The sequence below is a fragment of the Deinococcus sp. genome, from assembly GCF_018260555.1.
Taxonomy (GTDB): Bacteria; Deinococcota; Deinococci; order Deinococcales; family Deinococcaceae; genus Deinococcus.
The window spans coordinates 15,117-38,161 of record NZ_JAGLBB010000026.1 but is presented as its reverse complement, the minus strand read 5'-3'; the positions used below and the strand labels follow the sequence as shown (position 1 = coordinate 38,161).

Genomic DNA, 23,045 nt, shown 5'->3' with positions numbered 1-23,045 from the left:
CTTTTGACACGTCCGGGGATAGGCCCCGGACGCTCCCATTTCAGTGGTGTCGGGCATAGTTCCAGCCAACTACCTGACCGCCCGCGACCTTCAGAAAACGGACCTTCAGTGGTTCCGCGCCAAGGCCGCCGACCGCTTCTGCCCCCTGGGACCGTGGCTGGAAACGGACCTCGACCCCCGGGACCTGCGCGTCCAGACCCGCGTGAACGGCGAGACCCGCCAGGACGGCCGCACCAGCCAGATGATCTTCCCGGTCGTCGACATCCTGGTGTACCTGACCCGTTTCGTGACCCTGGAACCCGGCGACGTGGTCCTGACCGGCACCCCCGAGGGGGTCGGCCCGCTCCAACCGGGCGACGTGGTCGAGGTCGAGGTGCAGGGCGTGGGCGTGCTGAGCACCCCCATCGCCTGAACACCCCCGGCCGCCGAGCGGACGCAGGTCCACACGGACGGCCGCCGATACCGCGAAGGGGCGTCTGCTGCTCCTCCTCGCAGCCGCTCGGATTGATCCGGAAGTGCGCCGAAGCAATCGGAATCGGTATTACTTGAGCAGGTTGCGGCTGATGATGACCCGCTGGATCTCGTTGGTGCCTTCGTAGATCATGTTCAGTTTCACGTCCCGCAGCAGTTTCTCGACCGGGTACTCGCCCACGTAGCCGTACCCGCCGTGGACCTGTATGCCCTCGTTGGCGGCGTTGAAGGCCATCTCGCTGCAGTACGCCTTGGCAATGGCACTCTCGAAGCCGTGGGGTTGCCCGGCATCGACCAGCCACGCGGCCTTCTGGTACATCAGGCGCCCCGTCTCGATGCCGATGGCCATCTCGGCCAGTTTGAACTGAATGGCCTGCAACTCCGCGATGGGTTTGCCGAACGCGGTGCGGTCCTTGGCGTACTTGATGCTTTCCTCCATGGCGCGCCGGGCAATGCCGACCGAGCCGGCCGCGACGGGAATGCGGGTCTTGTCGAGCGTTTTCATGGCGATCTTAAAGCCGTCGCCCAGGCCGCCCAGCTGGTTGGCTTTGGGCACGCGCACATCCTCAAACACCAGTTCGCTGGTCAGGCTGGCGCGTTGGCCCATCTTGTGTTTGATCTTGTTGTAACTGAAGCCCGGGGCGTCCTTGGGCACGACGAGCGCGATGGTGGCGCGGTGCCCGCCCTGGCGGTCGGTGGTGGCGAACACGACCGTGAACTCGGCCAGGCCGCCGTTACTGATCCACATCTTGGTGCCGTTCAGGACCCACTCGTCGCCGTCCAGGGTGGCGGTGGTGTGCATGCTGGCGGCGTCCGAACCGTTGTTCGGTTCGCTCAGGGCGAAGGCGGCCAGTCCGGCCTTCTCGGTCAGGGGCGTCAGGAAGCGTTTGTGCTGCTCCTCGGTGCCGCCGATCAGGACGGGCGCGATTCCCAGTTCGCTGGCCATCAGGACGGTGTAGATGCCCATGCAGCCGTACGCGATTTCCTCGCCGATCAGGCACTCGTCGAACATGCCCAGGCCCAGGCCGCCGGCGTGCTCGGGGATGCTGGGGTTGAGCAGCCCGACCTCGAAAGCCTTCTCCACGACCTGCCAGGGCAGTTCTTCCTTCTGATCGTACTCGGAGGCGATGGGTATGATTTCCTTGCGGGTAAAGTCACGGGCGAGTTGCTGAAGCTGGCGTTGTTCGTCGTTCAGGGTGAAATTCATGGCGTTCCTCCAGGGGGGCCGTGCGGCGCGGCCCGTGCGGGCGCTGGCCGCGCCGGGCGGCGAGTTCACAACGTGAACAGGGTAGGGTTTGTACTCAGTTCAATCTAGCAGTCCAGGCGGGTGCGTGCATCCCCCCAGGCGCGCCGCTCCGCACGTACCCTGGCCTTCGCCAGCCCCTGCCCGCAGCCCCTCAGGGAGCGGTCAGACCCCGCCGCTTTCAAGCATATCCAGCCGCAGTGGAGGAACGTGCCGCACATCGAGACGCGGGCTGCCACAGGACAGGAGGCGCCAGACGGCAAGGGACGTTTCATACGGATTCCGTTTGTTTCGCCAACAATCCGGAACTTCACCGGATTGCCGGCTGCACCTCCGGAACCCGCCCTACTCCCACTCGCTTCGCTCGGATTGCGAGGGCTTTGCAGCCCATTCAATCGGAGTCCGTATCAGACGGACTGCCGCTCCACTGCGCCACAGTCGGAAAAGCGCCGCCTGCGGCTCCATGCCGCGAAGGGGCGTCTGCTGTTCCTACTCGAGTCCGCTCGGATTGATTCAGAACTGCACCGACTCAATCGGAATCCGTATAAGCAGCGGGCGGTGGGTGGCAGAGGTCCATTCTCCGCGCCACCTCAGCGATGCCTGGCTGCCCGAATGCCCGGCTCGCGGCCCGTCTGCGCGTGGCCGGCGCGCCGCTGTGTCCCGGTGGGTATGTCAGGGCGCCGCTCCCACCCTGCCGATTCAGCCCTGAAAGGGGAGGATGCCGGGCACGGTGGCCTGGCCGCGGAGCCACGCGACGATGGCCCGGCGGGCTTCCGGACGAAAACCGTAACTGAGCAGGGCGGGGGCGTCCACGTCCAGCGCCGCGTAGGGGTTGTACAGCGCCAGGTGCAGGTGCGGGCGGGTGCCCCGGAGGGCCGCGTGCCGGTGGCGGGACGTGGTCGCCAGGATCAGCGGCGTGGTTTCGGCGTGCAGTGCGTCCCAGTTCAGGTCGGCCGGGTCGTCGAAGGTGATCAGGTCCACTGCGTACACCTCGCGCAGGTCGGCGGCCAGGGTGGCGGCGTCCACGCTGGCCTCGCTGACGTTCTCACGGGCCACGCGCCGCTGCGCGACCAGCCGCACCACCGAACCCGGGGCGGGGGCCACCGGGGAGCGGTACGCGGTCAGGGCCTGCGCCCACGCCCGCGCGAACATGGGCGCGTCGGCTGCCGGGTCCATGTTCGGGTCGGCCTGCGCCGGGTACGTGCGGGCCAGGGCGGCGAGTCGCTCGGCACTTGCCCGCATCTGCGCGGGGTCCAGTCGCCCCTCGGCCAGTGCCTGCGCGGTGGCGTCCAGGGTCGCTTCCTGCGCCTCGCGGCGGCCCAGCGCCATGACCAGATCCGCGCCTGCGCTCAGGGCCAGCACGCCCGCCTCGCCGCGCCCGTAATGATCGTCAATGGCTTTCATGCCCATGGAGTCCGTGACGATCACGCCGCCGTAGCCCCACTCCTGGCGCAGCAGTCCGGTCAGGGCCGCGCGGGACAGGGTGGCGGGCGCGCCTGCGTCCAGCGCGGGGAACACGACGTGCGCCGTCATGACCGCCGGGGTCACGGGCAGCAGGTCACGGAACGGCGCGAACTCCAGTCGGTCCAGCGCCCCTCGGGAACGGGCGACGGTGGGCAGCGCGTAATGACTGTCCAGGGCCGTATCCCCGTGCCCCGGGAAGTGCTTCACGCACGCCGCCACCCCCGCCGCGTGGTGGCCCGCCAGCGCCGCCCGGCCGTGCCGGGTCACGCGCCCCGTGTCGGCCCCGAAGGCCCGCTCCCCGATCACCGGGTTGGCCGGGTTCACGTTCACGTCCAGCACCGGCGCGAAATTCCAGTTGATGCCCACGCGCCGCAGTTGCCGCGCCAGCCCGCCGCTGACCTGTTCGGTCAGGGTCACGTCGTCCGCCGCGCCCAGCGCCATCGCGGACGGCGCGAACGGCCAGAAGTCGGGCCGCACGATCGCGCCGCCCTCGTGATCCAGCGCAATCAGGGCGCCGTCGCCCATCAGGGCGCGCAGGTCCGCGCACAGCCGGGTCAGTTGCGCCTCATCTACCACGTTCTTCCCGAACAGGCACACGCTGCGGATCCCGTACCGGCGCAGGTGCGCGGCCGTGTCGGCGTCCAGTTCAGGTCCCGGGATGTCCACCATGACGAGTTGACCGGCCATGAGCGGGGTGGCCTGTTCCGGTGCCGCCTGTTCCGGGGTGGGCGAGGAGGATGGCGGTGAGTCGGGCCGGGCCGGGTCAGCGTGATTGGTCACGCGATCAGGGTACGGCAGGCGCGTCCCGGTGCGCCGCGCAGGTGGTCAGGACCGGTAAGCCAGGGGGGAGCCCAGCCTCCGGCTACACTGGCGCGCATGAACAGCCTCTCCCCGAGCGGTCTGCCTTTCGTGTTGCCCGCGCGTCTGGAGGCCCTGCGCGGCACGTTGATCGTGAGCGTGCAGGCCGACGACGGCAGCCCGCTACGCGAGGTCGCCCATATCGTCGCCCTGAGCCGCGCGGCGCTGCTGGGCGGCGCCTCCGCCCTGCGCCTGCGCTCGCCCGGGGATATCCGCGCCGTACGGGCCGTGACGGACGCGGCGCTCATCGGCCTGACCATGCAGGCGCAGCCGGACTCGCTGAACAGCCCCGCGCTGGCCGGGCAGGCACTCGCGACCGGCGCGCACGCGGTCGTGGTGGGCAGCGCCATCACCCGCCCGGACCACGTGACCCGCTCGCTGGTTCGTGGACGCCCTGCGTCGCCCGTCACGCAGGGTGACGGTTCCCATCCTGTGGAGTCCGGCGGCATGACTCGCAAGAACCGGTCCATCCGGTCAGACGCTAGAGGAAGACAGGCGCGTTCCGCGCGTGCAGCAGGGAATCCGGCGCAGTCCCGGCGGCCAGATGAATCATGCGGATTCCGATTGATTCGCTGCAGTTCTGAATCAATCCGAGCGGATGCGAGGAGGAAGGGCAGTCACAGGTGGAATGTAAGGGTGGGTATGCTTGCGCACCTGAATCTTGACTCAGCCCTCAAACGCCACTAGCCTGAGCACACGCCTGATCTTTATCAGCCTGCTGTCATGAAGGGAACGCGGCCCCCGTGCCACGTCACCGACATGAAGGCAAACCGGAGGTTCCATGAAGAAACTGCTCCTGACCGCCCTGCTTTCCACCCTCGGCACCGCCTCTGCCACGACCCTGGTCTTCGGCGGCAACGGCGAACCCGTCAGTCTGGAACCCGGCAACATCACCGACGGCATCAGCATCCTCGTCCAGCGGCAGATCTATGACACCCTGGTCGACTTCAAGCCCGGCAGCACCGACCTGGCCCCCGGCCTCGCCACCTCCTGGAAACCCAACGCGAACAACACCTCCTGGACGTTCACGCTGCGCAAGAACGTGCGCTTCCACGACGGCACCGCCATGAACGCCGACGCTGTCGTGTTCAACCTGGGCCGCTGGTGGGACAAGAGCCACCCCTACGGCTTCCGTGATCAGGGCCGCACCTTCGAGATCATGGGCGAACTCCTCGGCGGCTACAAGGGCGACGCCACCGCCGTCATCAAGAACATCGTCAAGGTCAACGCCACCACCGTCCGCATTGACCTGAACAAGCCCAGCTCTGTGCTGCCCAACGTGCTGGCCGCCGGGTACTTCGGCATCGCCAGCCCTGCCGCCATCAAGAAAGAAGGCGCCAAGTACGGCACGCCCGCCAGCAAACCCGTCGGCACCGGCCCCTTCATCTTCCAGAGCTGGCGCACCGGTGACCGCGTCACCCTGCTGCCCAACAAACTGTACTGGGGCAGCAAGTCCAAGGTCGATCAGCTGATTATCCGGTCCATCAAGGACCCCAGCCAGCGCCTGAACGAACTGAAGGCCGGGACCATCGACTTCGCCAACGACCTGACCCCCGACAGCCTCAAGAGCGTGCAGGCCGACAAGAACCTGCTGGCCGTCAAGCGTCCCAGCTTCAACGTGGGCTTCGTGAGCATGAACAACCGCAACCAGTACCTGAAAAACCAGCAGGTGCGTCAGGCGATCAGCATGGCCATCAACAAGAAAGCCATCGTGGACGCCTTCTGGAACGGCCTGGGCGTCAGCAACGCCAGCTTCGTGCCGCCTGTCCTGGACTGGGCCAACAGCGCCAAGGTCCCGGCCGACTACAAGTTCGACCCGGCCGCCGCCAAGAAGATGATCGCCGACGCCGGCTACGCCAACGGCTTCTCCATCGACCTATGGTACATGCCCGTCAGCCGCCCGTACTTCCCCACGCCCAAACCCATCGCGGAAGCCATCGCCGCCGACCTGAGCGCCATCGGCGTCAAGGTCAACCTGAAAACCGAGGACTGGGCCAAGTACCTCGAGGACCGCAACAAGGAACCCGGCTTCGATATGTACATGATCGGCTGGACCGGCGACTACGGCGACCCCGACAACTTCTACGGCGCGTACTACGGCAGTAACGCCAGCGACGACATCAACTGGAACCCCGCGAACGTCGAAACCCTGCTCCAGCAGGGCCGCGCCGCCGCCACCCAGGACGCCAAGGCCAAGATCTACGGCCAGCTCCACGAACTGACCTACAACGCCGCGTACCGCGTGCCCATCGTGCACAGCCAGCCGCTGGCTGCCGCGCGCAGCTACGTCAAGGGCTGGGTGCCCAGCCCGCTGGGCAGCGAACCCTTCAACTCCATCACCGTGACCGGCAAGAAATAAGTCGGGGAAGCGCGCCGCCAGTAACTCCGGCCCGCGTTCCTGTTCAACCCTGACTTCCTGAGCCCGACCCTGCGGAGCAGCCCCGCCCACTACCGGGAGGAGGCTGCTCCGCCCTTGCCGCTCGACCCCCTGCCCGCACACACCCGCACGTCAGTTCCCGTGATCCCACGCAAGGAGGCCCGCCTTGGGCAGTTACCTGATCCGCCGAATCTTCCGCACCCTGCTGGTCATGCTGGGCATCAGCCTGGTCGTGTTCGTGTTCGTCCGCTCGATTCCCGGTGATCCGGCCGTGGCGATGCTCGGCGAACGCGCCACGCCCGAAGCGGCCGCCGCGCTGCGCGAGCAACTCGGCCTGAACAAACCCTGGTTCTTCAACCCCTCCAACCCCCTGGACGCCCAGTACCCGAAGTACATGAGCGCGCTGCTACAGGGTGACCTGGGCAGCGGTATCAAGAGCAATATTCCTGTCCGGGACGACCTGAAAGCCCGATTTCCGGCCACCGCCGAACTGAGCGTTGCCGCGCTGCTGTTCGCGCTGGTGGTCGGCATGCCCGCCGGGATTCTGGCGGCCCTGCGCCGCAACAGTATCTGGGATAACCTCGCCACGACCATCTCGCTGATCGGGGTGAGCATGCCGGTCTTCTGGTTGGGCCTGCTGCTGTCGTACTTCTTCGCCGTGAAACTCGGCTGGTTGCCCCCCAGCGCCCGCCTGGGTTCGTCGGTGAGCATCGAGCGCATCACAGGCTTCTACGTTCTGGACGGTCTGCTGCGCGGGCAACCGGCCGCCGCCTGGGACGCCGTGAGGCACCTCGTGCTGCCTGCCATCGCGCTGGGCACCATTCCGCTGGCGATCATCGCCCGCATCACCCGCTCCTCGATGCTGGACGTGCTGGGCCAGGATTACGTGCGGACCGCGCGTGCCAAGGGCCTGAGCGGCCGGGCGGTGGTCCTGAAACACACGCTGCGGAACGCGCTGCTGCCGGTCGTGACCGTCATCGGCCTGCAGGCGGGCGCGCTGCTGGGCGGGGCCGTGCTGACCGAAACGATCTTCTCGTGGCCCGGTATCGGTTCGTGGGTGTACGACGCGATCAGTCAGCGTGATTACCCGATCATTCAGGGCGGCGTGATCTTCGCTGCGCTGGTCGTCAGTGTGGCCAACCTGCTGGTCGATCTCAGTTACGCGGCCCTCGACCCCCGCATCCAGTACAGCTGAAGGGAAAAAGTGACCTCATGACAACTGCAACCACCACGCCCGCAGCCCGCCAGGACAGCATCTTCTGGCGCCGTTTTCGCCGCAGCGCGCCCGGTAAGGTCGGCGCGGTCATCGTGGGCGCCTTCGTGCTGCTGGCCGTGTTCGCCAGCGTACTGAAACCCTACGACCCCACCGTGGACCGGAATTACAGCCTGATTCTCAAGCCGCCGAGCCTCAGCGCCCTGTGGGACAAGGACGTGGCCGAGGCGTACAAGGATCCCGTGACCGGCCAGGTGAACGTCTGGCGCGCGCCCTTCGGGACCGACAACCTGGGCCGCGACATCATGACCCGTACCCTGCACGGAACCCGTATCAGCCTGAAAGTCGGGGTGGTCAGCACCATCCTCGCCCTGCTGCTGGGCACGCTGCTGGGCCTGCTCGCCGGGTACTTTGGTGGGTGGCTGGACAGCGTCCTGGGCTACCTGACGGACGTGATGCTCGCCTTCCCCAGCATCCTGCTTGCCATCGGCTTTGCCAGCATCTTCAGCGCCAGCGACCCGCCGTTCCTGATCGCCGCCATGGACCGCCTGTTCGCGCTGAACAGTCCGCAACTCGTGACTGCCATGCTGGCCGTGTCGCTCGTGCAGGTGCCCGTGTACATGCGACTGGCGCGCGCCGTGGTGCTGTCGATCCGCGAACGCGAGTTCGTGCAGGCCGCCGGGGCGCTGGGCGCCTCGCAGGGCCGCATGATGTTCCGGCACGTCCTGCCGAACAGCCTCTCACCGCTGATCGTGCAGGGCGCCCTGAGCATCGCCACCGCCACCATCGAAGTGGCCGCGCTGGGCTTCCTGGGCATCGGCGCGCAGCCGCCCCTGCCGGAATGGGGCACCATGATCAGCGACGGCCGCCAGTACTACATCGACGCCCCCTGGACCATGCTGTTCCCCGGTCTGGCCATCCTGCTGACCGTGCTGGGCTTTAACCTGCTCGGCGACGGCCTGCGCGACGTGCTGGACCCCCGCAGCACGCAGTAGGCTGGTCGGGAGTTGACAGAGGAGGGGAGAGACACCACGCACGGGTGTCCCTCCCCCCGCCTGCTGCCGAGGGCTTCTCAGCGTTCCCAGGGCCACGCGCCGGGCGCTACGGCGAGGCCAATGCTGCGCGGGCCGGTATGCACGTTCAGGACCGGGTTCACGCCTGTCATGTCGGACCACACGATCGGATGACGGCCTTTCAGGTGGGCCAGCACCTCGTCGGCGTCCTCCCGGACACTGCCGAACAGCAGACCCACGCGCAGCGGCGTGCCCTCGCCGTAGCGGCGCGTGACCTGCGTGGCGATCGCCTCCATGCCACCCCGGTACGAGCGGGCGCGGCCCACGTTCGTGTACGTTCCGCTCTGCTTGTCCACCGTGACCACGGGCTTGAGGTTCAGCAGGCCGCCCAGCGTGGCCTGCACCCGCCCGATTCGCCCGCCCCGGCGCAGGTACTCCAGCGTCTCGATGGTGAAGTACAGCTCGGTTTCCGCGTGGACTTCGCGCATCCATGCGCGGGCGGTCTCCACCGTCTCGCCGCGCGCGGCGGCCGTGCACGCCGCGTGCAGCTGGAAAGCCTGCGCGCCGCTGAGGGTGCCGCTGTCATGCAGGGTCAGGTTGAATTCCTCGCCCAGCGCCTGACGGGCCTGCTCGGCGGCGTTCATGCTGCCGCTCAGGCCGGGGCTGATGGTCAGGCACAGCGTGTCCCGCATCCCGGCGTGCCTCACGGCGTCCATCCACTCCTGCGGGGTCGGCTGGCTGCTGGTCGGGTGGTTCGGGTTGGTTTCCAGCAGGCGGAACAGCTCCGCGCGGCTGATCTCGTTCATGCGGTAACTGGTGTCCCCGAAGGTCACGGAGAACGGCGCGACGGGCACGTCATTGAGCAGGGAAGGGTAGGCGTCCAGTCCGCCGTCCGTGACGACTGCGAAGCTCTGAGAGGCGGTAGCGTTCGGGGCGGTGTTCATGCTATGTGTCATTTTAACTCCAGGTCGTTCATCTGTTCGATCAGTTTCAGGGCGGCCGTATGATCCTCGTCCGCGCCCACCAGGCGCTCGGCGGCGCGCAGCAGGGCCGCCGTCTGGGCCAGCAGCGGCGCGCTCCCGCGCACCTCGCCCGTCAGGTCGGCGGCAATTCCGGCGTCCTTGGCAAGCAGGCCCAGCGCGAAGGTGGCCGGGAACTCGCGGGTCAGGACCCGCTGCCCGATCAGGTTCTGGCTGGCGTTGCTGCGACCGCTGCTGGCGTTGATGACCTCCAGCGCCGCGCCCAGGTTCACGCCCGAGCGCGCCAGAACTGCCAGGCCCTCCCCGGTCGCCCAGAGCGTGACGCCCAGCAGCGCGTTGTTGATGGCCTTCACCGCGAAGCCCGCTCCGCTCTGGCCGACGTGCACGACCTTCCCGGCGAACGCCAGGTGCGGCCGCACCATTTCGAGCGCTTCGGCGGGGCCGCCGACCATGATGGTCAGGGTTCCGGCCTGCGCGCCGGCCGTGCCCCCACTGACGGGCGCGTCCAGCAGGGTCACGCCGCACGCCGCCAGCCGCTCACGCTGGGCGGGCGCCGCCTGCGGGTGACCGCTGGTGCAGTCCACCCACACCGCGCCGCGTTTCAGCTGCGGCTCCATCCCGCCGAGCACCTCGCTGACCTCGACGCTCGTGGGCAGGCAGGTGAAGATCACGTCCGCTCGCGCCGCCTCCTCGAGCGTCACGGCCCGGCTGCCGTGCGCCCGCGCGTGCGCCTGCGCCTTCCAGTCCGTGCGGTTCCAGACCAGAGCGTTCAGGTCGTGGGCCGCCGCGTACCGGGCGAGGTGGGCAGCCATCGGGTCGCCCATCGCCCCGAGACCCAGAAAAGCCAGTGTCGTCATACACGCAGGCTACGGTCCCACGGTCGGGCAGGGAGCACCTCTGAACCCAGTCCAATTTTGATGGGGTGCCCACGCTGCCCCCAGCCTGAAGGCGGGCTTCCCGCAGGCGCAGGCCCACGGGCACACGCCCGCCCGGGGTCACGGCTTCTGGCGCACCCCGCTCCAGACGGACTCGCCGCCGAACCGCTCCCTCAGAAAACGCCCCTGCGTCAGCAGGCGGTCGGCGGCCGCGTGATCGCGCCGCAGCGCCTCGCGCACACCGTCTTCGAGCAGCGTCAATTGCTCGTCCAGCAGCACCTCCGGAGCCTGACCCTGGCGTTCCAGCGTCTGCCGCGCGGCGGGCGTCAGGTGCGCGTAGGCCCGCAGGGTGTCCGGCAGGTAGGCGTCCCGCGTCTGCGCCAGCAAGAAGGCCGTGCGCGTATCGCCGCTCCCCGCCTTCAGGGCGTCCGTCACGCCCGACAGCAGCGCCCAGGCGCGCGTCCGGGCGGGTTCAGGCACTGAGAGCAGCAGCGGCACCGTTACCTGCGGAGCCGGGTCGGCCAGCCCGCTCAGCGCGGCCCCCGGTGCCAGTCCCTGTGCTGACCCCTGTGCCGACCCGGCCGCCCGTTCGCCGCGCCACCCGGCGTCCTGGAGCTCTCGGCGATCTGGGCGGTTCGAGCTCAGGTACACGCCCGCCGCGGCGCCCGCCAAGATGACCACCACAATCAGAACGAACATCAGACGCAGGCTAACGCACGGGCGCCGTCACGGGCCCTCATGGTTTCTTGGCGGCCTTGGCGGGCTGCGTGAGGGTCCCCACGTCCAGCAGGAAGTTTCCGGTGCTGGGTAGCATGACCGTCTGAATGCCGGGCGAGAGCTTCTCCGCGACCGTCAGCTGAATCAGTTGTGGGTTCTCCAGCAGCGCCTTCCCGCGCAGCGACAGGGCCTCGGCCTCCCCGCGCGCCCGGGCCACCGACGCCTTCGCGGAGCCCTCGGCCTCGACCACGGCCCGCTGGGCGCTGATGGTCGATTGTTGCAGGCGGTTGCGTTCCACGGCGACCTGCTGCTCGGCCGCCTGCTTCTGCTCGATGGCCTTGGCGATGCTGTCCGGAATCCGCAGTTCGCGCAGCAGCACACTGTCCAGGACCAGGTTGTTGCGTTCGAAAATCTGGCGGAGTTCCGTGGTGATGCTCGCCTCGACCTCCTGGCGCTTGGAGGAGATGATGTCGGCCGCGCCGAACTGCCCGATGGCGTCTCTGACCTTGCTGCGCACCTGCGGGCGAATCACGGTGCGCAGGTAATCCCGCCCGAGTTCCTTGTGCAGCGTCGCGGCCTTTGCGCGGTCCACCCGGAACTGCACGGTCACGTCCGCCGTGATATCCAGGCCCTCCTTGCTGCGCGCCCGGATGGCGCCCTCGTCGCCGTCCTGCGTGGTGTGGGCCAGCGTGACCTCCTGAAGGCGGGCGTCGTACAGGGTCACGCGGTCCACGAACGGCACCAGCAGGTGAATGCCTTCCTGAAGCGGCCAGGACTTCACGCCGCTGAACGAACTGAACACCACCCCCACGTACCCGGCCGGAATGACCTTGACCGACTGACTGACGATCAGCGCCGCGGCCAGCAGGCCCCCGGCCAGCAGGGCGGTCGGCCGGCCCAGCGGGCTGCGCGGGCGGTCAGGCGTCTTGGGGACGTTCACTGCGGGCTCGGTCCTATCTGACGGCATATCTCAGGGTACGAGACGAAGCGCCGGGTCGTTCCCACCTCTCAGCCCGGGTTCGCGTCGGCAGCGGGCGTCACGCCGTCCACGTATACCCAGCGACCGCCGAGCCGCGTGAACTCGCTGTTCTCCCGCAGGAGGTAGCGTTCCCCGTCCGGCAGGCGCAACTGCGCCGTGAATTCCACGTGATTCCCGGCCGAGCGGCGCACCCGCAGGCCCAGGTAGCGCGTGCCGTCCCGCAGGTCCAGCGCGGCGGGCCGGGTGTCCGGATGCCAGGTGTCCAGCACGTACGCAGCGTTGCCCAGCGCGTATGCCGAGTAACGCGAGCGCATCAGCGCCTCGGGCGTGGGGGCGCCCGCACCCGCATGAAACGGCCCGCAACAGTGCGCGTAACTTCGTCCGGACCCGCACGGACAGGACTTGAACGGAGGGTACGCCAGCGCCATGCCCACAGGCTAGCGCGAGGGGGCCACCGCGCGGGCCGCCCCGCCTGGACTGCCGTTCAGTTCCTTCGTCACCCGCTTCTCTCACCTCCCGGAACCCCACCGGGGTGCCAACGCCCGGCCCGGCAGCCGGTCTTTTCTGGCCCGGGCGCCCGCCTGGGCGGCCCCGCAACCCAGGTTGCCTTCCGGTGCGCAGCAGGCGCGGCGCGGCATACTATCCGGTGATGACCAGGCCCGCACCGATCACCTCCCTTCAGAACAGCCATGTCAAGCGGCTGGTGCGCCTCCGGACCCGCCGTGAACGTGAACACGAAGGCGTCATCCTGATCGAGGGTGCCCGCGAGATCGCCCGCGCCGCCGCGTCCGGCGTGGCCCTGACCACGCTGTTCACCTGCCCGGAGCTGTTCAGCCCGGAAGCCGCGCAGGTCGCCCCCACCCTGACCAGCCTGCCCGAACTGGAACTGTCCCGCGCGGCCTTCGAGAAGGTCAGCGGCCGCGAGAACCCGGACGGCCTGCTCGCCCTGGCCCCCACCCCCCGCGCCGCGCTGCCCGAACCCGGCCCGAGCGCCGTGACCGTCGTGCTGCGCGGCCTGGAAAAACCCGGCAACGTGGGCGCGATCCTGCGCACCGCCGACGCTGCCGGTGCGGACGCCGTGATCGTCCTCGGGCGGGGCGCGGACCCCTTCGGGCCGAACGTGATCCGCGCGTCGCAGGGCAGCGTGTTCACCCTGCCGGTCGCCGTGATGGACGAACACGACGCCCAGGAGTGGCTGGCCGCCCGCGCCTTCACGACCGTTGCCTGCACACCCGACGCCCCCCGCACCTACTGGGACGCCCCGCTGACCGGCCGGGTCGCGCTGCTGCTCGGCACCGAGCACGAGGGCCTGCCCGCCCACTGGCGGGACACCGACCACTCGGTCAGCATTCCCATGAACGCCGCCCGCGGTGCGGACAGCCTGAACGTCGCCACTGCCGCCGCCCTCGTGCTGTTCGAGTGCGCCCGGCAGCGCCGCGCGGCGGTGAACCCGTGACGCCCGTCTCTACCGATCCCTACCGCGACTGGCTGCGCCAGCGCCTCAGCGCCGAACTGGGCGTGCGCGAGGCCGACCTGGCCGTGCAGGGCGCCGTGCAGCGCCGCGGCTGGACTGCCGTGCGTGCGCTCGGGCCGCGCGACGTGATCGCCGTGCTTCAGGACGTGTACTCGCAGATGCGCGAGAACTTCGGGGACGCCCGCGCCGACAAGTGGCTTGAGGGCACCACCCTGGACCTCGCCAAGTTCGCCGAGTCCGTTCCGGTCCCCGCCCAGGCCGCGGCGCCCGGCCCGATCGCCCCGGCCCCCTCACCGGTCAAGTGGGGACGCCGGGCACACGACCTGCCGCTGCTCCTGGCCCGCTCGCACGCAGAGATCGCCAGCCGTAGCCTGGGCGCCATCCGCGCCAACCCGGACCTGCTGAGCCTGGAACGCGCCGCCGAGTGGGACGTGCAGGCCACGCAGGCCGAGGTCCGGCGCTGGGAGACCGAGGAGATGCTGAGTAAACTCCGCGCCGACCACGCCCGCATCGAGGTGGCCGACCAGGTCGCGGCGGCTGCCGCGCAGGGCGACCTGCTGCGCCTGACCGTCCAGGAACTCGAGCAGGCCAGTCGCGGCGGGCAGAACCTCAGCCCGCAACTGGCGCACTCCCGCCTGATGGTCACGCAGACCCGGGCGTTCCTGGAAGCCTTCACGCCGCTGATCGACCTCGAGGACGCCGATACGCCCCTGACCATGCTGGAACTCGACCTGGCCACCGCCCGCTACTCGCTGGTCGTGCCGCTGCACCCCAACGTGCTGCGCGCCCGCCACTCCCTGAACTACGCGCAGTGGCAGGCCGGAGAGTCCGCAGAGGCCAGCCCGCAGGTCATGCAGGCCCAGCACAGCCTTCACGTCGCGCAGGCCGAAGCGCAGGCGCAACTGGACGGCACCCTGAACGCCGCGCGCACCCACCAGGCGACCCTGCGGCAACTCGCCACGCAGGTCGAGAGCCTGGAACACCGCGCCCTGCAACTCACGCAACTCGGCGGCGACCCCCTGAGCCTCGCCCGCGTCCGCCTCGAATGGCGGCAGGTACGCACCGCCGCGCGCGTGCAGGCCCACCGCCTGGAGGAAGCCGTGCGCTTCCTCGAAGCCCTGGTCAGCGAGAACTGATCCGGGTTGCCGTCTGTTTCGTTCTCAAGCGGCCGGCGGGCCGGGGTGTCAACCGGACACCCGGAACCCTGGCTGCTCCCCCCCCGGATAGACCTGCGCTGCACGCCTAGACGCCGCAGCCTGCGTGACCTGAGCCTGCAAGGGAACCGCTGCCCGGACCACGGCCGCCCGGCCCCCGGGGGCAGCGGGTATGCTGCTGGGCATGGCACTCTGGCTTCTGTTCGGCGTGATTCTGCTCAGCGCCACCGGCATTCTCGCCCTGACCTTCGGTCCTCTGCGCGCGGCTGCGAACGTGCAGGTTATCCGCATCATCGCGTATGTGCAGTTCGTCTGCGCGCTGCTGCTGCTCGGCGCGCGCCTGAGCGGGAAGGCATGACGGACCTGAGCGTGCACGCGCTGGACCTGAATTTCCAGGACACGCCGGGCGTCATCGCGGCGTTCGTGTTCGACACCGGGGATGGCCTCGCGGTCGTGGACACCGGCCCGACCAGCACCCTCGGCGCGCTGCGCGGCGGCCTGACCGGCATCGGGGCGACCCTGGCGGACGTGCGGCATGTCCTGCTGACCCACATTCACTTCGATCACGCCGGGGCGGCCGGGACGGTCCTGAATCTCGTCCCGCAGGCCCGAGCCTACGTTCACGCGCGCGGCGCGGCCCATCTGGCCCGCCCGGAACGGCTGGTGGCCAGCGCCACCCAGATCTACGGCGATCAGATGGACCGCCTGTGGGGAGAGATGCGCCCCATCGATCCCGCGCGCCTGACCGCGCTGGAAGGCGGCGAGAGGCTGCGCCTGGGCGACCTGGACGTGCGGCCCATCGACACGCCGGGCCACGCCGTTCATCACCTGAGCTTCCACACGGGCGAGCACCTGTTCGTGGGGGACGTGGGCGGCGTTCGCATGGACGCCGCCCAGACGCCCCGCGCGCCCACCCCGCCGCCGGACATCAACCTGGAGGCGTGGCGGGATTCGGTTCGGACCCTGCGCGCCCTGGACGCCCGCACGCTGCACCTCGCGCACTACGGCAGCTACCCGAACACCCCCGCACACTGGGACGACCTGCTGCGCAACATGGACATCGACGCGCAGCGCGTCGCCGCCGGCCTGCAGGCCGGTCACGACCTGGACACGGTCACCCGCACCTTCACAGCGGACCTCATGACCGACCTGCGCCGCGAACACCCCGGCCTGCCCGCCCGCTTCGAGTTCGCCTGCCCCCCCTGGATGAGCGTGCATGGACTGGCCCGCTACTGGCAGCGCCGCGTCGCCCGCTCTGGAGACGGCCGCTGATGCGCGTGCTGGTTATCGGCGGCGGCGGCCGCGAACACGCCATCGTGCACGCCTGCGCCCGCCACGGCCACGAGGTCCTGTGCACCCCGGGCAACCCGGGCATCGCCGGGCACGCCCGCCTCATCGAGGGCCCCCAGGACGCCCCCGCCCTGGCCCGTCTCGCGCAGCGCGAGGGCGCCGACCTCGTGATCGTCGGCCCCGAAGCGTACCTGGCCGCCGGCGTGATCGACGAGTGCGCCGCCCTGGGCATCCCCGCCTTCGGCCCCACCCGCGCCGCCAGCCGTCTCGAAGGCGACAAGGCCTGGAGTAAGGCGTTCATGGGGCGCCACGGCATTCCCACCGCCGCCCACCACGCCTTCAGTGACCTCCAGACCGCCCTTGACCACGCCGCGACCCTCACGCCCCCCATCGTCGTGAAGGACGCGGGCCTGAAAGCCGGGAAGGGCGTCACCATCGCCCATACCTCCGAGCAGGCCCAGGCCGCCCTGCGCGACATCTTTAGCCAGCCGGGCGCGCAGGCCGTCACCGAGGACTTCATGACCGGCCAGGAAGTCACCATCCTCGCCCTGTGCAGCGGCACCCGGTACGCGCTGACCCCCCCCAGCCAGGACCACAAGACCATCTTCGAGGGCGACACCGGCCCCATGACCGGCGGCATGGGCGTGATCTGCCCCTTCCCGCTGGAACCCGGCGTGCTGGACATGATCCGCCGCGACATCATCGAACCCACCCTGCGCGGCATGACCGCAGAAGGCCTGCCCTACACCGGCGTCCTGTACGCGGGCCTGATGCTGACCCCCACCGGCCCGAGAGTCGTGGAATTCAACGCCCGCTTCGGCGACCCCGAAGCCGAAACCATTCTGCCCCTCCTTAGCAGCGACCTCGCCCAGCACGCCCTCGACGCCACGCGCGGCCGGCTTGACCCCGCGCAGGTCACCTTCAGTGGGGACGCCAGCGCCACCATCATCCTCGCCGCCCCCGGCTACCCCGGCGAACCACTCAGGGACATTCCCATCACCCTGCCCGACCCCGGCCCGCACGGCATCATCCACCACGCCGGCACCCGCAGCCAGGGCGGGCAACTCCTCAGCAGCGGCGGCCGCGTCCTGGCCATCACCGCCACCGCCCCCACCCTGAACGCCGCCCTGGGCCGCGCCTACGCCCTCGCTGACCAGACGGGCTTTCCCGGCGCGCAACTGAGGCGCGACATCGGCCGCCGCATCGGCGCGCACCCCGACCCCGCCTGAACCCACGTTGACCGGCACACCCCCACGCGCTACCATTCCCCACGCACCCGCCGGTGTGGCGGAATGGTAGACGCACTCGACTCAAAATCGAGCGGGAAACCGTAGGGGTTCAAGTCCCCTCACCGGCACCAACACGGAAGAACCCCGCTGAATGCGGGGTTCTTCCGTTCCGGAGAGGGCAGGGGGAGGAACTGTGGTGGAAGGGTAGGCTCAAGCTCTCAACCCGGGCAGGATGTTCAGGAGAAAACTGACCGCCGGGCGTGGAGTCGGCCACCCGGCGCAGGGAGCGAGGCCAATCGACCAGAGAGAGGCCGTCGAATCTGGTTCATACGGATTCCGATTGATTCACTACAGTTCTGAATCAACGCGAGCGGACGTGAATAAGAACAGCCTACGCCCCTTCGCGGTATGGAGCCGCAGGCGGTGTCTTCCCGTCTGTGGTGGAATGGAGCGGCAGTCCGCATCAGTCGTGGTCGGCGGGGGCGTCCGTGGACTGCACGTTGATGGTGGGGTGGCGTTTCTCGAAGCGGACGCACAGCACGCCGCCCGCGAGGCTGGCCTGCCCGGTCTGCGGGAGGACGTCTTCCGGGAAGGTCAAGGTGCGGCGAAACAGTCCGGCGGGGCGTTCGCCGCGCAGCAGGCGGGGCGTCTCGTCGCGCTGTCCGGCGATGGTGACGCTGCCTCCTTCCTCGAGGAGTTCCAGGGTGTCGGGCTTCACGCCGGGCACGTCGAGGTACAGGAGCAGGTGACTGTCGGCGTCGGCCCAGTCGGCGCCGGGGTTCCAGGGGCCGGTTCCGGTGAGGGTTTCGACCTCTTCGCGCAGGGTCATGAGGTGTTGCAGTCGCGCCAGCACGGGCTCGTTCATACCCTTACGGTAGCATCCGCCTGCGCGGGTGGTGGGCGCGGTCACGTCATACGGATTGCGCTCGCCAAGGGCCCTGTAATGTTGAGACCCGCATGCGCTCGGATCGATTCATGACGGTATCGAATCAACCGCCGTCCGTTCCAGGTCAGCGCGTTGGGCGGGTCTGGTAGCATCCCGGTCGTGCCTATCGTTCCGGTACTGACGGCCCCCACGGCCAGCGGGAAATCAGCGCTGGCGCTGGCCCTGGCGCTGGAATTTCCGCTCGAGATCATCTCGGCCGACGCGTTCACGGTGTACCGGGGGCTGGACATCGGCACGGCAAAACCGTCCCTGGCCGAGCGAAACGCGGTCCCGCACCACCTGCTGGACGTGGTGGACGTGACCGGCGCGTTCGACGTGGCGCAGTTCGTGACGCTGGCCGAGGACGCCATCTCCGGGGTTCTGGCGCGAGGGCGGACGCCGCTGGTGGTGGGAGGCACCGGCTTTTATCTTGCGGGCCTCACGCGCGGGGTGCCGCTCACGCCGCCCGGCGATCCGCTCGTGCGTGAGCAGGTGGAGGCCGTGCTGGCCGCACGGGGTCTAGACGCGCTTCTGGCCGATATGCACGCCCTGAATCCGGCCGAGGCGGCCCGCATGGAACGCAATCCGCGCCGGGTGGTGCGCGCCCTGGAAATTCACCACCTGACCGGCCGTTTCCCCAGTGAGTTCGGGCGGCGTGCCCCGCGTTTCCAGTACCAGGTGACGGCCTTCACGCGCCCGCCCGAAGAACTGGAAGCGCGAATGCGCGCGCGCGTGCAGGGCATGTTCGCGCAGGGCTGGGCACACGAGGCCGCGTGGCTGGCCGCGCAGATCAGCCCTGATGAGACGCCGCGCCCGACCGTGTGGCAGGCCCTCGGGTACCGGGAAGCCCTGGCCGTCGCGCGCGGCCACCTGAGCGTTGATGACGCCGCCAATCAGGTGGCCCTGGCCACCCGGCAGTACGCGAAACGGCAACTGACGTTCATGCGCACGCAGCTGGGCGCACCCGCGTTAAGCCCGGATGAAGCGGCGCGGCACCTCAGGGACCAGCTGGCCGACTAGGGTGGGGACTGCGGGTCCCGCCGGATTTCGACTGTTTTCTTCATTCCCCGGGACGGCGCCGGGTGACCAACTCGATCCCCGCACTTCTCTTTTCTGACACTCGCGTCCGCTCGGATCGACTGGTTTTTTCGAGTCGATCGGTGCGAATGGACCTCGGCCCGGTGCGGGCGGCCACTGCTTCGCGCGTACGCTGCTGGGTGGTCGGTTGACACGCCGCCGCCTGCCCAGGCGGTACAGTAGTGGCCTGGCACGCGGTTCCGGCGCGTTCTATTGGCCGGAAAGTCGCCTCTGCGCCGCGCACGACGTGTTCACCTGTTCGGCCACCAGTTCCCTGGAGGGGGTATCGCATGAAACCACGTGTTCTCGGCATGATTCTCGCGGGCGGGCAAGGTTCCCGACTCGCTCCGCTGACCCAGAAGCGCAGCAAGCCCGCCGTTCCGTTCGGCAGCAAGTACCGCATCATCGATTTTGCCATCAATAACTTCATCAATTCGGGCGTGTTCTCCGTGTACGTCCTCACGCAGTACAAGGCGCAGAGCCTCACCGAACACATTCAGCGCGGCTGGCGCTTCGGGACCTTCCTCAGTGACTACTTCATTACCCTGGTGCCCGCCCAGATGTACCGCATCGAGGAACTCGGGCCAGTGTGGTACCGCGGGACCGCCGACGCCGTGTACCAGAACATGCACCTGATCGACAATTACGAAGCCGACTACGTCGCGATCTTCAGCGGCGATCACATCTACAAGATGAACGTCGAGCACATGCTCCAGCAGCACATCGAAACCCGCGCGGACGTCACCATCGCCGCCTACCCCATGCCGCAGGAGCAGGCCCACCAGTTCGGCATCATGCACATCGACCCGAACTGGCGCGTCACGGACTTCCTGGAGAAACCCAAGGACCCGCCCAGCATCCCTGGCCAGCCCGGCACCAGCCTCACCAGCATGGGCAACTACATCTTCTCGCGCCGCGCGCTGGAAGAACTGCTCGAAACGAACATGGGCGGCGGCGAGAGCGGCTTTGATTTCGGCGGCGACGTGATCCCGCGCGCCCTGAACGACGGCTACAACGTCATGGCATACGATTTCCACCGCAACCCCATCCCCGGTCAGGCCGGACCGAACACCTACTGGCGCGACGTGGGCACCCTGGACGCCTACTACGAGGCGAACATGGACCTCGTGAGCATCAACCCGGAATTCGACATCTACAACCCGGAATGGACCCTGCGCACCAGCAGCGAATTCTCCCCGCCCGCCAAGTTCGTGCATGAAAGCGACGGCCGCAAGGGGCAGGCGTTCAACACCATCATGGCCGGGGGCGCGATCATCAGCGGCGGTACCGTCCGCGATTCCATCCTGGCGCGCAACGTCCGCACGCACTCGTACTCCCTGGTCGAGAGCAGCGTGCTGTTCGAGGACGTCGAGGTCGGACGCCACGCACACCTGCGCCGCTGCATCGTGGACAAGAACGTCACCATTCCGCCCGGCACAAAAATCGGCCTGGATCTCGAAGAGGACCGCGCGCGCGGGTTCGTCGTCACAGATTCCGGCGTGGTCGTGGTCCCCAAGGGGTACACCTTCTAAATCGGAGCGCAGGCGAGTAGGGATAATACGGACTGCCGTTTGTTTCGTTGACAACCCGGGAGGGCACGGGGTTGCCAACTCCACGTCCGGAACCCGCTTTTCTCCTACTCGCTCCGCTCGGATTGAATGGTCTTTGCAGCCCATTCAATCGGAGTCCGTATAACATGCGCCCCTTCGCGGGGTGGAGCGGAATCCGCATGAGCCCACACGGGGTACCGCGCGGGGCGCGTCTGTGGGGTCCATGCTCTAGACTTCGCAGCGTGAACTTCCGCCCCGCCACTGCGCTGTCCGTCCTGCTGGCCGCCTCTGCGTCCGCGCTGACCCTGGGCTCCCCAGAGGGTTTGACGCTGAGCGGTCCAGTCACCTTGACAGGCGCGCGCCTGCTGCCCGGCGGTGTGGCAGTCTGCCTGGGCGCCCGCCTGGCGGTCCTGAGTGCCGCCGGTGCCCTTGAGCGCAGCATCCCGACCGGCGCGGACTGCGCTGGCCTGAGCGTCAGTCCAGACGGGACGCTGGCCCTCACGACGACACTGGCGGGCGCCCAGGGGGCAGGTGCGGTCAATGTGTGGCGACTCGCGGACGGGCAACGCGCCGGGCAGTTCAGCGTGCCGAACCTGACTGGCGCGGGATTCAGCGGCGGCCGCAGCCTCCTGATCGGCAGCGCGGGCGGCACCGAGTCCCTTGACCTCGGCGGCGGCACGCGCCGCCCCCTGAATTCCCAGGGGGTCACCTACCTGAACACCTCGCCGGACGGCACGTACGCCGTCGTGGGCACGGGCCGCCGCGTGCAACTGATCGACGCGCGCACCGCCGCTCCCGTGTCCGGCTACAACTGCGACGAGCCCTGCGCCGTCGGCGCCGTGGGGTTCAGCGCCGACGGCCGTAGCGCCGCCGTGCAGGTCGGGCGTCAACTCGTCGCCCTGCGCAGCAATTACCCCAGCACGGTCGTCGAGCGGGATGCCGCGCCGGTCGCGGGCCTGCCCCTTCGCGACGGCACGGTTCTGACCCTCAAGGGGGAACCCGGTGCGGGCGAACTGCAACGCCGCGACCTGCTCACGGGCCGCCGCGAGAAGAGCCTGACCGTCCCCGGCGGCGCGGTCCAGCCCACGCAGGTCACCGCTGACAACCAGATTCTCAGCCTCACGGCGGGTGGCCTGAGCCTCGGCACGGCCGAGCAGCCCGTCACGCGCCGCATTGACCTGCCGGCCCGCGCGACGGGCGGCGGGACCGATCCCGCCACCGGCCGCCCGGTCGCCTTACTGGGCGGCACCCTCAGTGTGGACGGTCGGGTCGCCGCGCGGCAGGTCTGGGCCGTGCAGACCATGAACCGGGCCACGTGGCTCCTCGCGGCGGACGGCACCGGCGGCCTGAGCCTCGCCCAGCTTGACGCGGGGAAGGTCCGCACTGTCGCCCCGGTCGGCACGGCCACGCACCTGAGCGTGAACCACTGGGGGAATGCGGCCGCCACCTGGAACGACGACCGCCTCAGCGTCGTCTCGCAGAAGACCGGGAAGGTCACCGCCACGCTCAACGTGCCCGGCCAGCTCGGCGGGGCGCACGTCACGCTGGCACCCGACTTCAGCCGCGCTTTTATTCTGCCGGCCAAGGGCGACGGATTCGTGGCTGTGCTCGCCAGCGGCAAACGATTCCCCCTCCCCCTGGCACCCGGGCGCCGAGCCGCCGACTTGCAGATCAGCGGCAAAGGTGTCCTGGCCGTCACTGCTCCCGACGGCACCACCGACCTGTACCAGCCGGGCAACCGCGTCCCGTATGCCACTCTCAGCGCGGCCCCGCCCGCCCAGACCCTCAGCCCCGCCCGCTTCAGCCCGGACAGCACGCTGCTGGCCGTACCCACCTGGAATGAACGTGGCTGGCGCGTGGACCTCGTGAACGTGGCCTCCGGCCGCGTGGACGCCCGCACGCCCGCTCTGGCCGACCCGCCCAGCTTCATCACCTGGGCTGCGGATGGCCGCGCCGTCACGCTCGGCGCAGGCCGCCTCGACCGCCTGGAGAGCGTCACAGTGTTCCCGCTGAACGACTGATACGGATTGCCGTTTGTTTCGTTGACAACTCGGAAGGGCACCGAGTTGCCAACTCCACGTCCGGAACCCGGAGTACAGGGCCGGCAGAGCCACTCCATCCGGGCGGCGTAGACAAGCGGGCCGGGCTTGAAAGTG

Annotated in this window: 21 protein-coding genes and 1 tRNA gene; 14 read left to right on the top strand and 8 right to left on the bottom strand. The window is 69.0% G+C overall.

Going from position 1 to position 23,045, the window contains the following annotated elements; genetic code table 11:
• Window positions 1–37 precede the first annotated feature (37 nt).
• Window positions 38–412 (top strand): fumarylacetoacetate hydrolase family protein, encoded by a 375-nt coding sequence (locus tag QZ271_RS06975; protein WP_291430003.1) that lies wholly within the window; start codon window positions 38–40, stop codon window positions 410–412.
• Between the two features lie 129 nt (window positions 413–541).
• On the opposite strand, the gene QZ271_RS06970 is transcribed toward QZ271_RS06975, so the two are convergent.
• Both QZ271_RS06970 and QZ271_RS06965 read right to left on the bottom strand, forming a co-directional pair.
• Complete coding sequence (locus tag QZ271_RS06970) at window positions 542–1,678, bottom strand: acyl-CoA dehydrogenase family protein (RefSeq protein WP_291430002.1); 1,137 nt, start codon at window positions 1,676–1,678, stop codon at window positions 542–544.
• A 735-nt stretch (window positions 1,679–2,413) separates the two neighbouring features.
• On the bottom strand, window positions 2,414–3,958 hold the full coding sequence (locus tag QZ271_RS06965; protein ID WP_291430001.1) for a glycoside hydrolase family 3 N-terminal domain-containing protein: 1,545 nt from the start codon (window positions 3,956–3,958) through the stop codon (window positions 2,414–2,416).
• 96 nt (window positions 3,959–4,054) lie between these two features.
• Here QZ271_RS06965 and QZ271_RS06960 point away from each other — a divergent pair, with 96 nt between their 5' ends.
• The 4 genes from QZ271_RS06960 (at window position 4,055) to QZ271_RS06945 (ending at window position 8,621) form a co-directional block, all read left to right on the top strand.
• Entirely contained in the window at window positions 4,055–4,723 is a 669-nt protein-coding gene (locus tag QZ271_RS06960; RefSeq protein ID WP_291430000.1) for a hypothetical protein, read from the top strand.
• A 94-nt stretch (window positions 4,724–4,817) separates the two neighbouring features.
• Entirely contained in the window at window positions 4,818–6,395 is a 1,578-nt protein-coding gene (locus QZ271_RS06955) for an ABC transporter substrate-binding protein (protein WP_291429999.1), read from the top strand.
• A gap of 184 nt (window positions 6,396–6,579) precedes the next feature.
• Complete coding sequence (locus QZ271_RS06950; protein WP_291429998.1) at window positions 6,580–7,608, top strand: ABC transporter permease; 1,029 nt, start codon at window positions 6,580–6,582, stop codon at window positions 7,606–7,608.
• Window positions 7,609–7,625: 17 nt separating this feature from the next.
• Window positions 7,626–8,621 (top strand): ABC transporter permease, encoded by a 996-nt coding sequence (locus QZ271_RS06945; protein WP_291429997.1) that lies wholly within the window; start codon window positions 7,626–7,628, stop codon window positions 8,619–8,621.
• 77 nt (window positions 8,622–8,698) lie between these two features.
• On the opposite strand, the gene QZ271_RS06940 is transcribed toward QZ271_RS06945, so the two are convergent.
• The 5 genes from QZ271_RS06940 to QZ271_RS06920 all read right to left on the bottom strand — a co-directional run bounded on the left by QZ271_RS06940 (window position 8,699) and on the right by QZ271_RS06920 (window position 12,618).
• Complete coding sequence (locus tag QZ271_RS06940) at window positions 8,699–9,595, bottom strand: DegV family protein (protein WP_291429996.1); 897 nt, start codon at window positions 9,593–9,595, stop codon at window positions 8,699–8,701.
• A complete protein-coding gene (locus QZ271_RS06935) occupies window positions 9,592–10,476 on the bottom strand; it encodes an NAD(P)-dependent oxidoreductase (protein ID WP_291429995.1) in 885 nt (294 codons plus the stop codon). The genes QZ271_RS06940 and QZ271_RS06935 overlap by 4 nt, the downstream gene beginning before the upstream one ends.
• Before the next feature lie 138 nt (window positions 10,477–10,614).
• A complete protein-coding gene (locus QZ271_RS06930) occupies window positions 10,615–11,193 on the bottom strand; it encodes a hypothetical protein (protein WP_291429994.1) in 579 nt (192 codons plus the stop codon).
• A gap of 37 nt (window positions 11,194–11,230) precedes the next feature.
• Window positions 11,231–12,178: a prohibitin family protein gene (locus QZ271_RS06925; protein ID WP_291429993.1), complete on the bottom strand. Its 948-nt coding sequence runs from the start codon at window positions 12,176–12,178 to the stop codon at window positions 11,231–11,233.
• A 41-nt stretch (window positions 12,179–12,219) separates the two neighbouring features.
• Complete coding sequence (locus QZ271_RS06920; protein ID WP_291429992.1) at window positions 12,220–12,618, bottom strand: YchJ family metal-binding protein; 399 nt, start codon at window positions 12,616–12,618, stop codon at window positions 12,220–12,222.
• 221 nt (window positions 12,619–12,839) lie between these two features.
• Here QZ271_RS06920 and QZ271_RS06915 point away from each other — a divergent pair, with 221 nt between their 5' ends.
• The 6 genes from QZ271_RS06915 (at window position 12,840) to QZ271_RS06890 (ending at window position 17,468) form a co-directional block, all read left to right on the top strand.
• The gene (locus QZ271_RS06915; protein ID WP_291429991.1) at window positions 12,840–13,646 is read left to right on the top strand and encodes an RNA methyltransferase; all 807 of its coding nucleotides are present in this window, start codon (window positions 12,840–12,842) and stop codon (window positions 13,644–13,646) included.
• Complete coding sequence (locus tag QZ271_RS06910; protein ID WP_291429990.1) at window positions 13,643–14,800, top strand: hypothetical protein; 1,158 nt, start codon at window positions 13,643–13,645, stop codon at window positions 14,798–14,800. The genes QZ271_RS06915 and QZ271_RS06910 overlap by 4 nt, the downstream gene beginning before the upstream one ends.
• A 202-nt stretch (window positions 14,801–15,002) precedes the next feature.
• Complete coding sequence (locus QZ271_RS06905) at window positions 15,003–15,176, top strand: hypothetical protein (RefSeq protein ID WP_291429989.1); 174 nt, start codon at window positions 15,003–15,005, stop codon at window positions 15,174–15,176.
• The gene (locus QZ271_RS06900) at window positions 15,173–16,090 is read left to right on the top strand and encodes an MBL fold metallo-hydrolase (protein WP_291429988.1); all 918 of its coding nucleotides are present in this window, start codon (window positions 15,173–15,175) and stop codon (window positions 16,088–16,090) included. The genes QZ271_RS06905 and QZ271_RS06900 overlap by 4 nt, the downstream gene beginning before the upstream one ends.
• Window positions 16,090–17,337 carry a phosphoribosylamine--glycine ligase gene (purD, locus tag QZ271_RS06895; protein ID WP_291429987.1) on the top strand — a complete coding sequence of 416 codons (1,248 nt, stop codon included), beginning with the start codon at window positions 16,090–16,092 and terminating at the stop codon, window positions 17,335–17,337. The genes QZ271_RS06900 and purD overlap by 1 nt, the downstream gene beginning before the upstream one ends.
• 49 nt (window positions 17,338–17,386) lie before the next feature.
• A tRNA-Leu gene (locus tag QZ271_RS06890) sits at window positions 17,387–17,468 on the top strand.
• 332 nt (window positions 17,469–17,800) lie between these two features.
• Here QZ271_RS06890 and QZ271_RS06885 read toward each other — a convergent pair.
• Window positions 17,801–18,202, bottom strand: a complete 402-nt coding sequence (locus QZ271_RS06885) for an Hsp20/alpha crystallin family protein (protein WP_291429986.1) — start codon at window positions 18,200–18,202, stop codon at window positions 17,801–17,803.
• A gap of 180 nt (window positions 18,203–18,382) precedes the next feature.
• Here QZ271_RS06885 and miaA point away from each other — a divergent pair, with 180 nt between their 5' ends.
• From miaA to QZ271_RS06870, 3 genes are all read left to right on the top strand, one after another.
• Window positions 18,383–19,282, top strand: a complete 900-nt coding sequence (gene miaA, locus QZ271_RS06880) for a tRNA (adenosine(37)-N6)-dimethylallyltransferase MiaA (protein WP_291429985.1) — start codon at window positions 18,383–18,385, stop codon at window positions 19,280–19,282.
• A gap of 347 nt (window positions 19,283–19,629) precedes the next feature.
• Entirely contained in the window at window positions 19,630–20,871 is a 1,242-nt protein-coding gene (gene glgC, locus QZ271_RS06875) for a glucose-1-phosphate adenylyltransferase (RefSeq protein ID WP_291429984.1), read from the top strand.
• 260 nt (window positions 20,872–21,131) lie between these two features.
• Window positions 21,132–22,910: a hypothetical protein gene (locus QZ271_RS06870; protein WP_291429983.1), complete on the top strand. Its 1,779-nt coding sequence runs from the start codon at window positions 21,132–21,134 to the stop codon at window positions 22,908–22,910.
• Window positions 22,911–23,045: the final 135 nt, after the last annotated feature.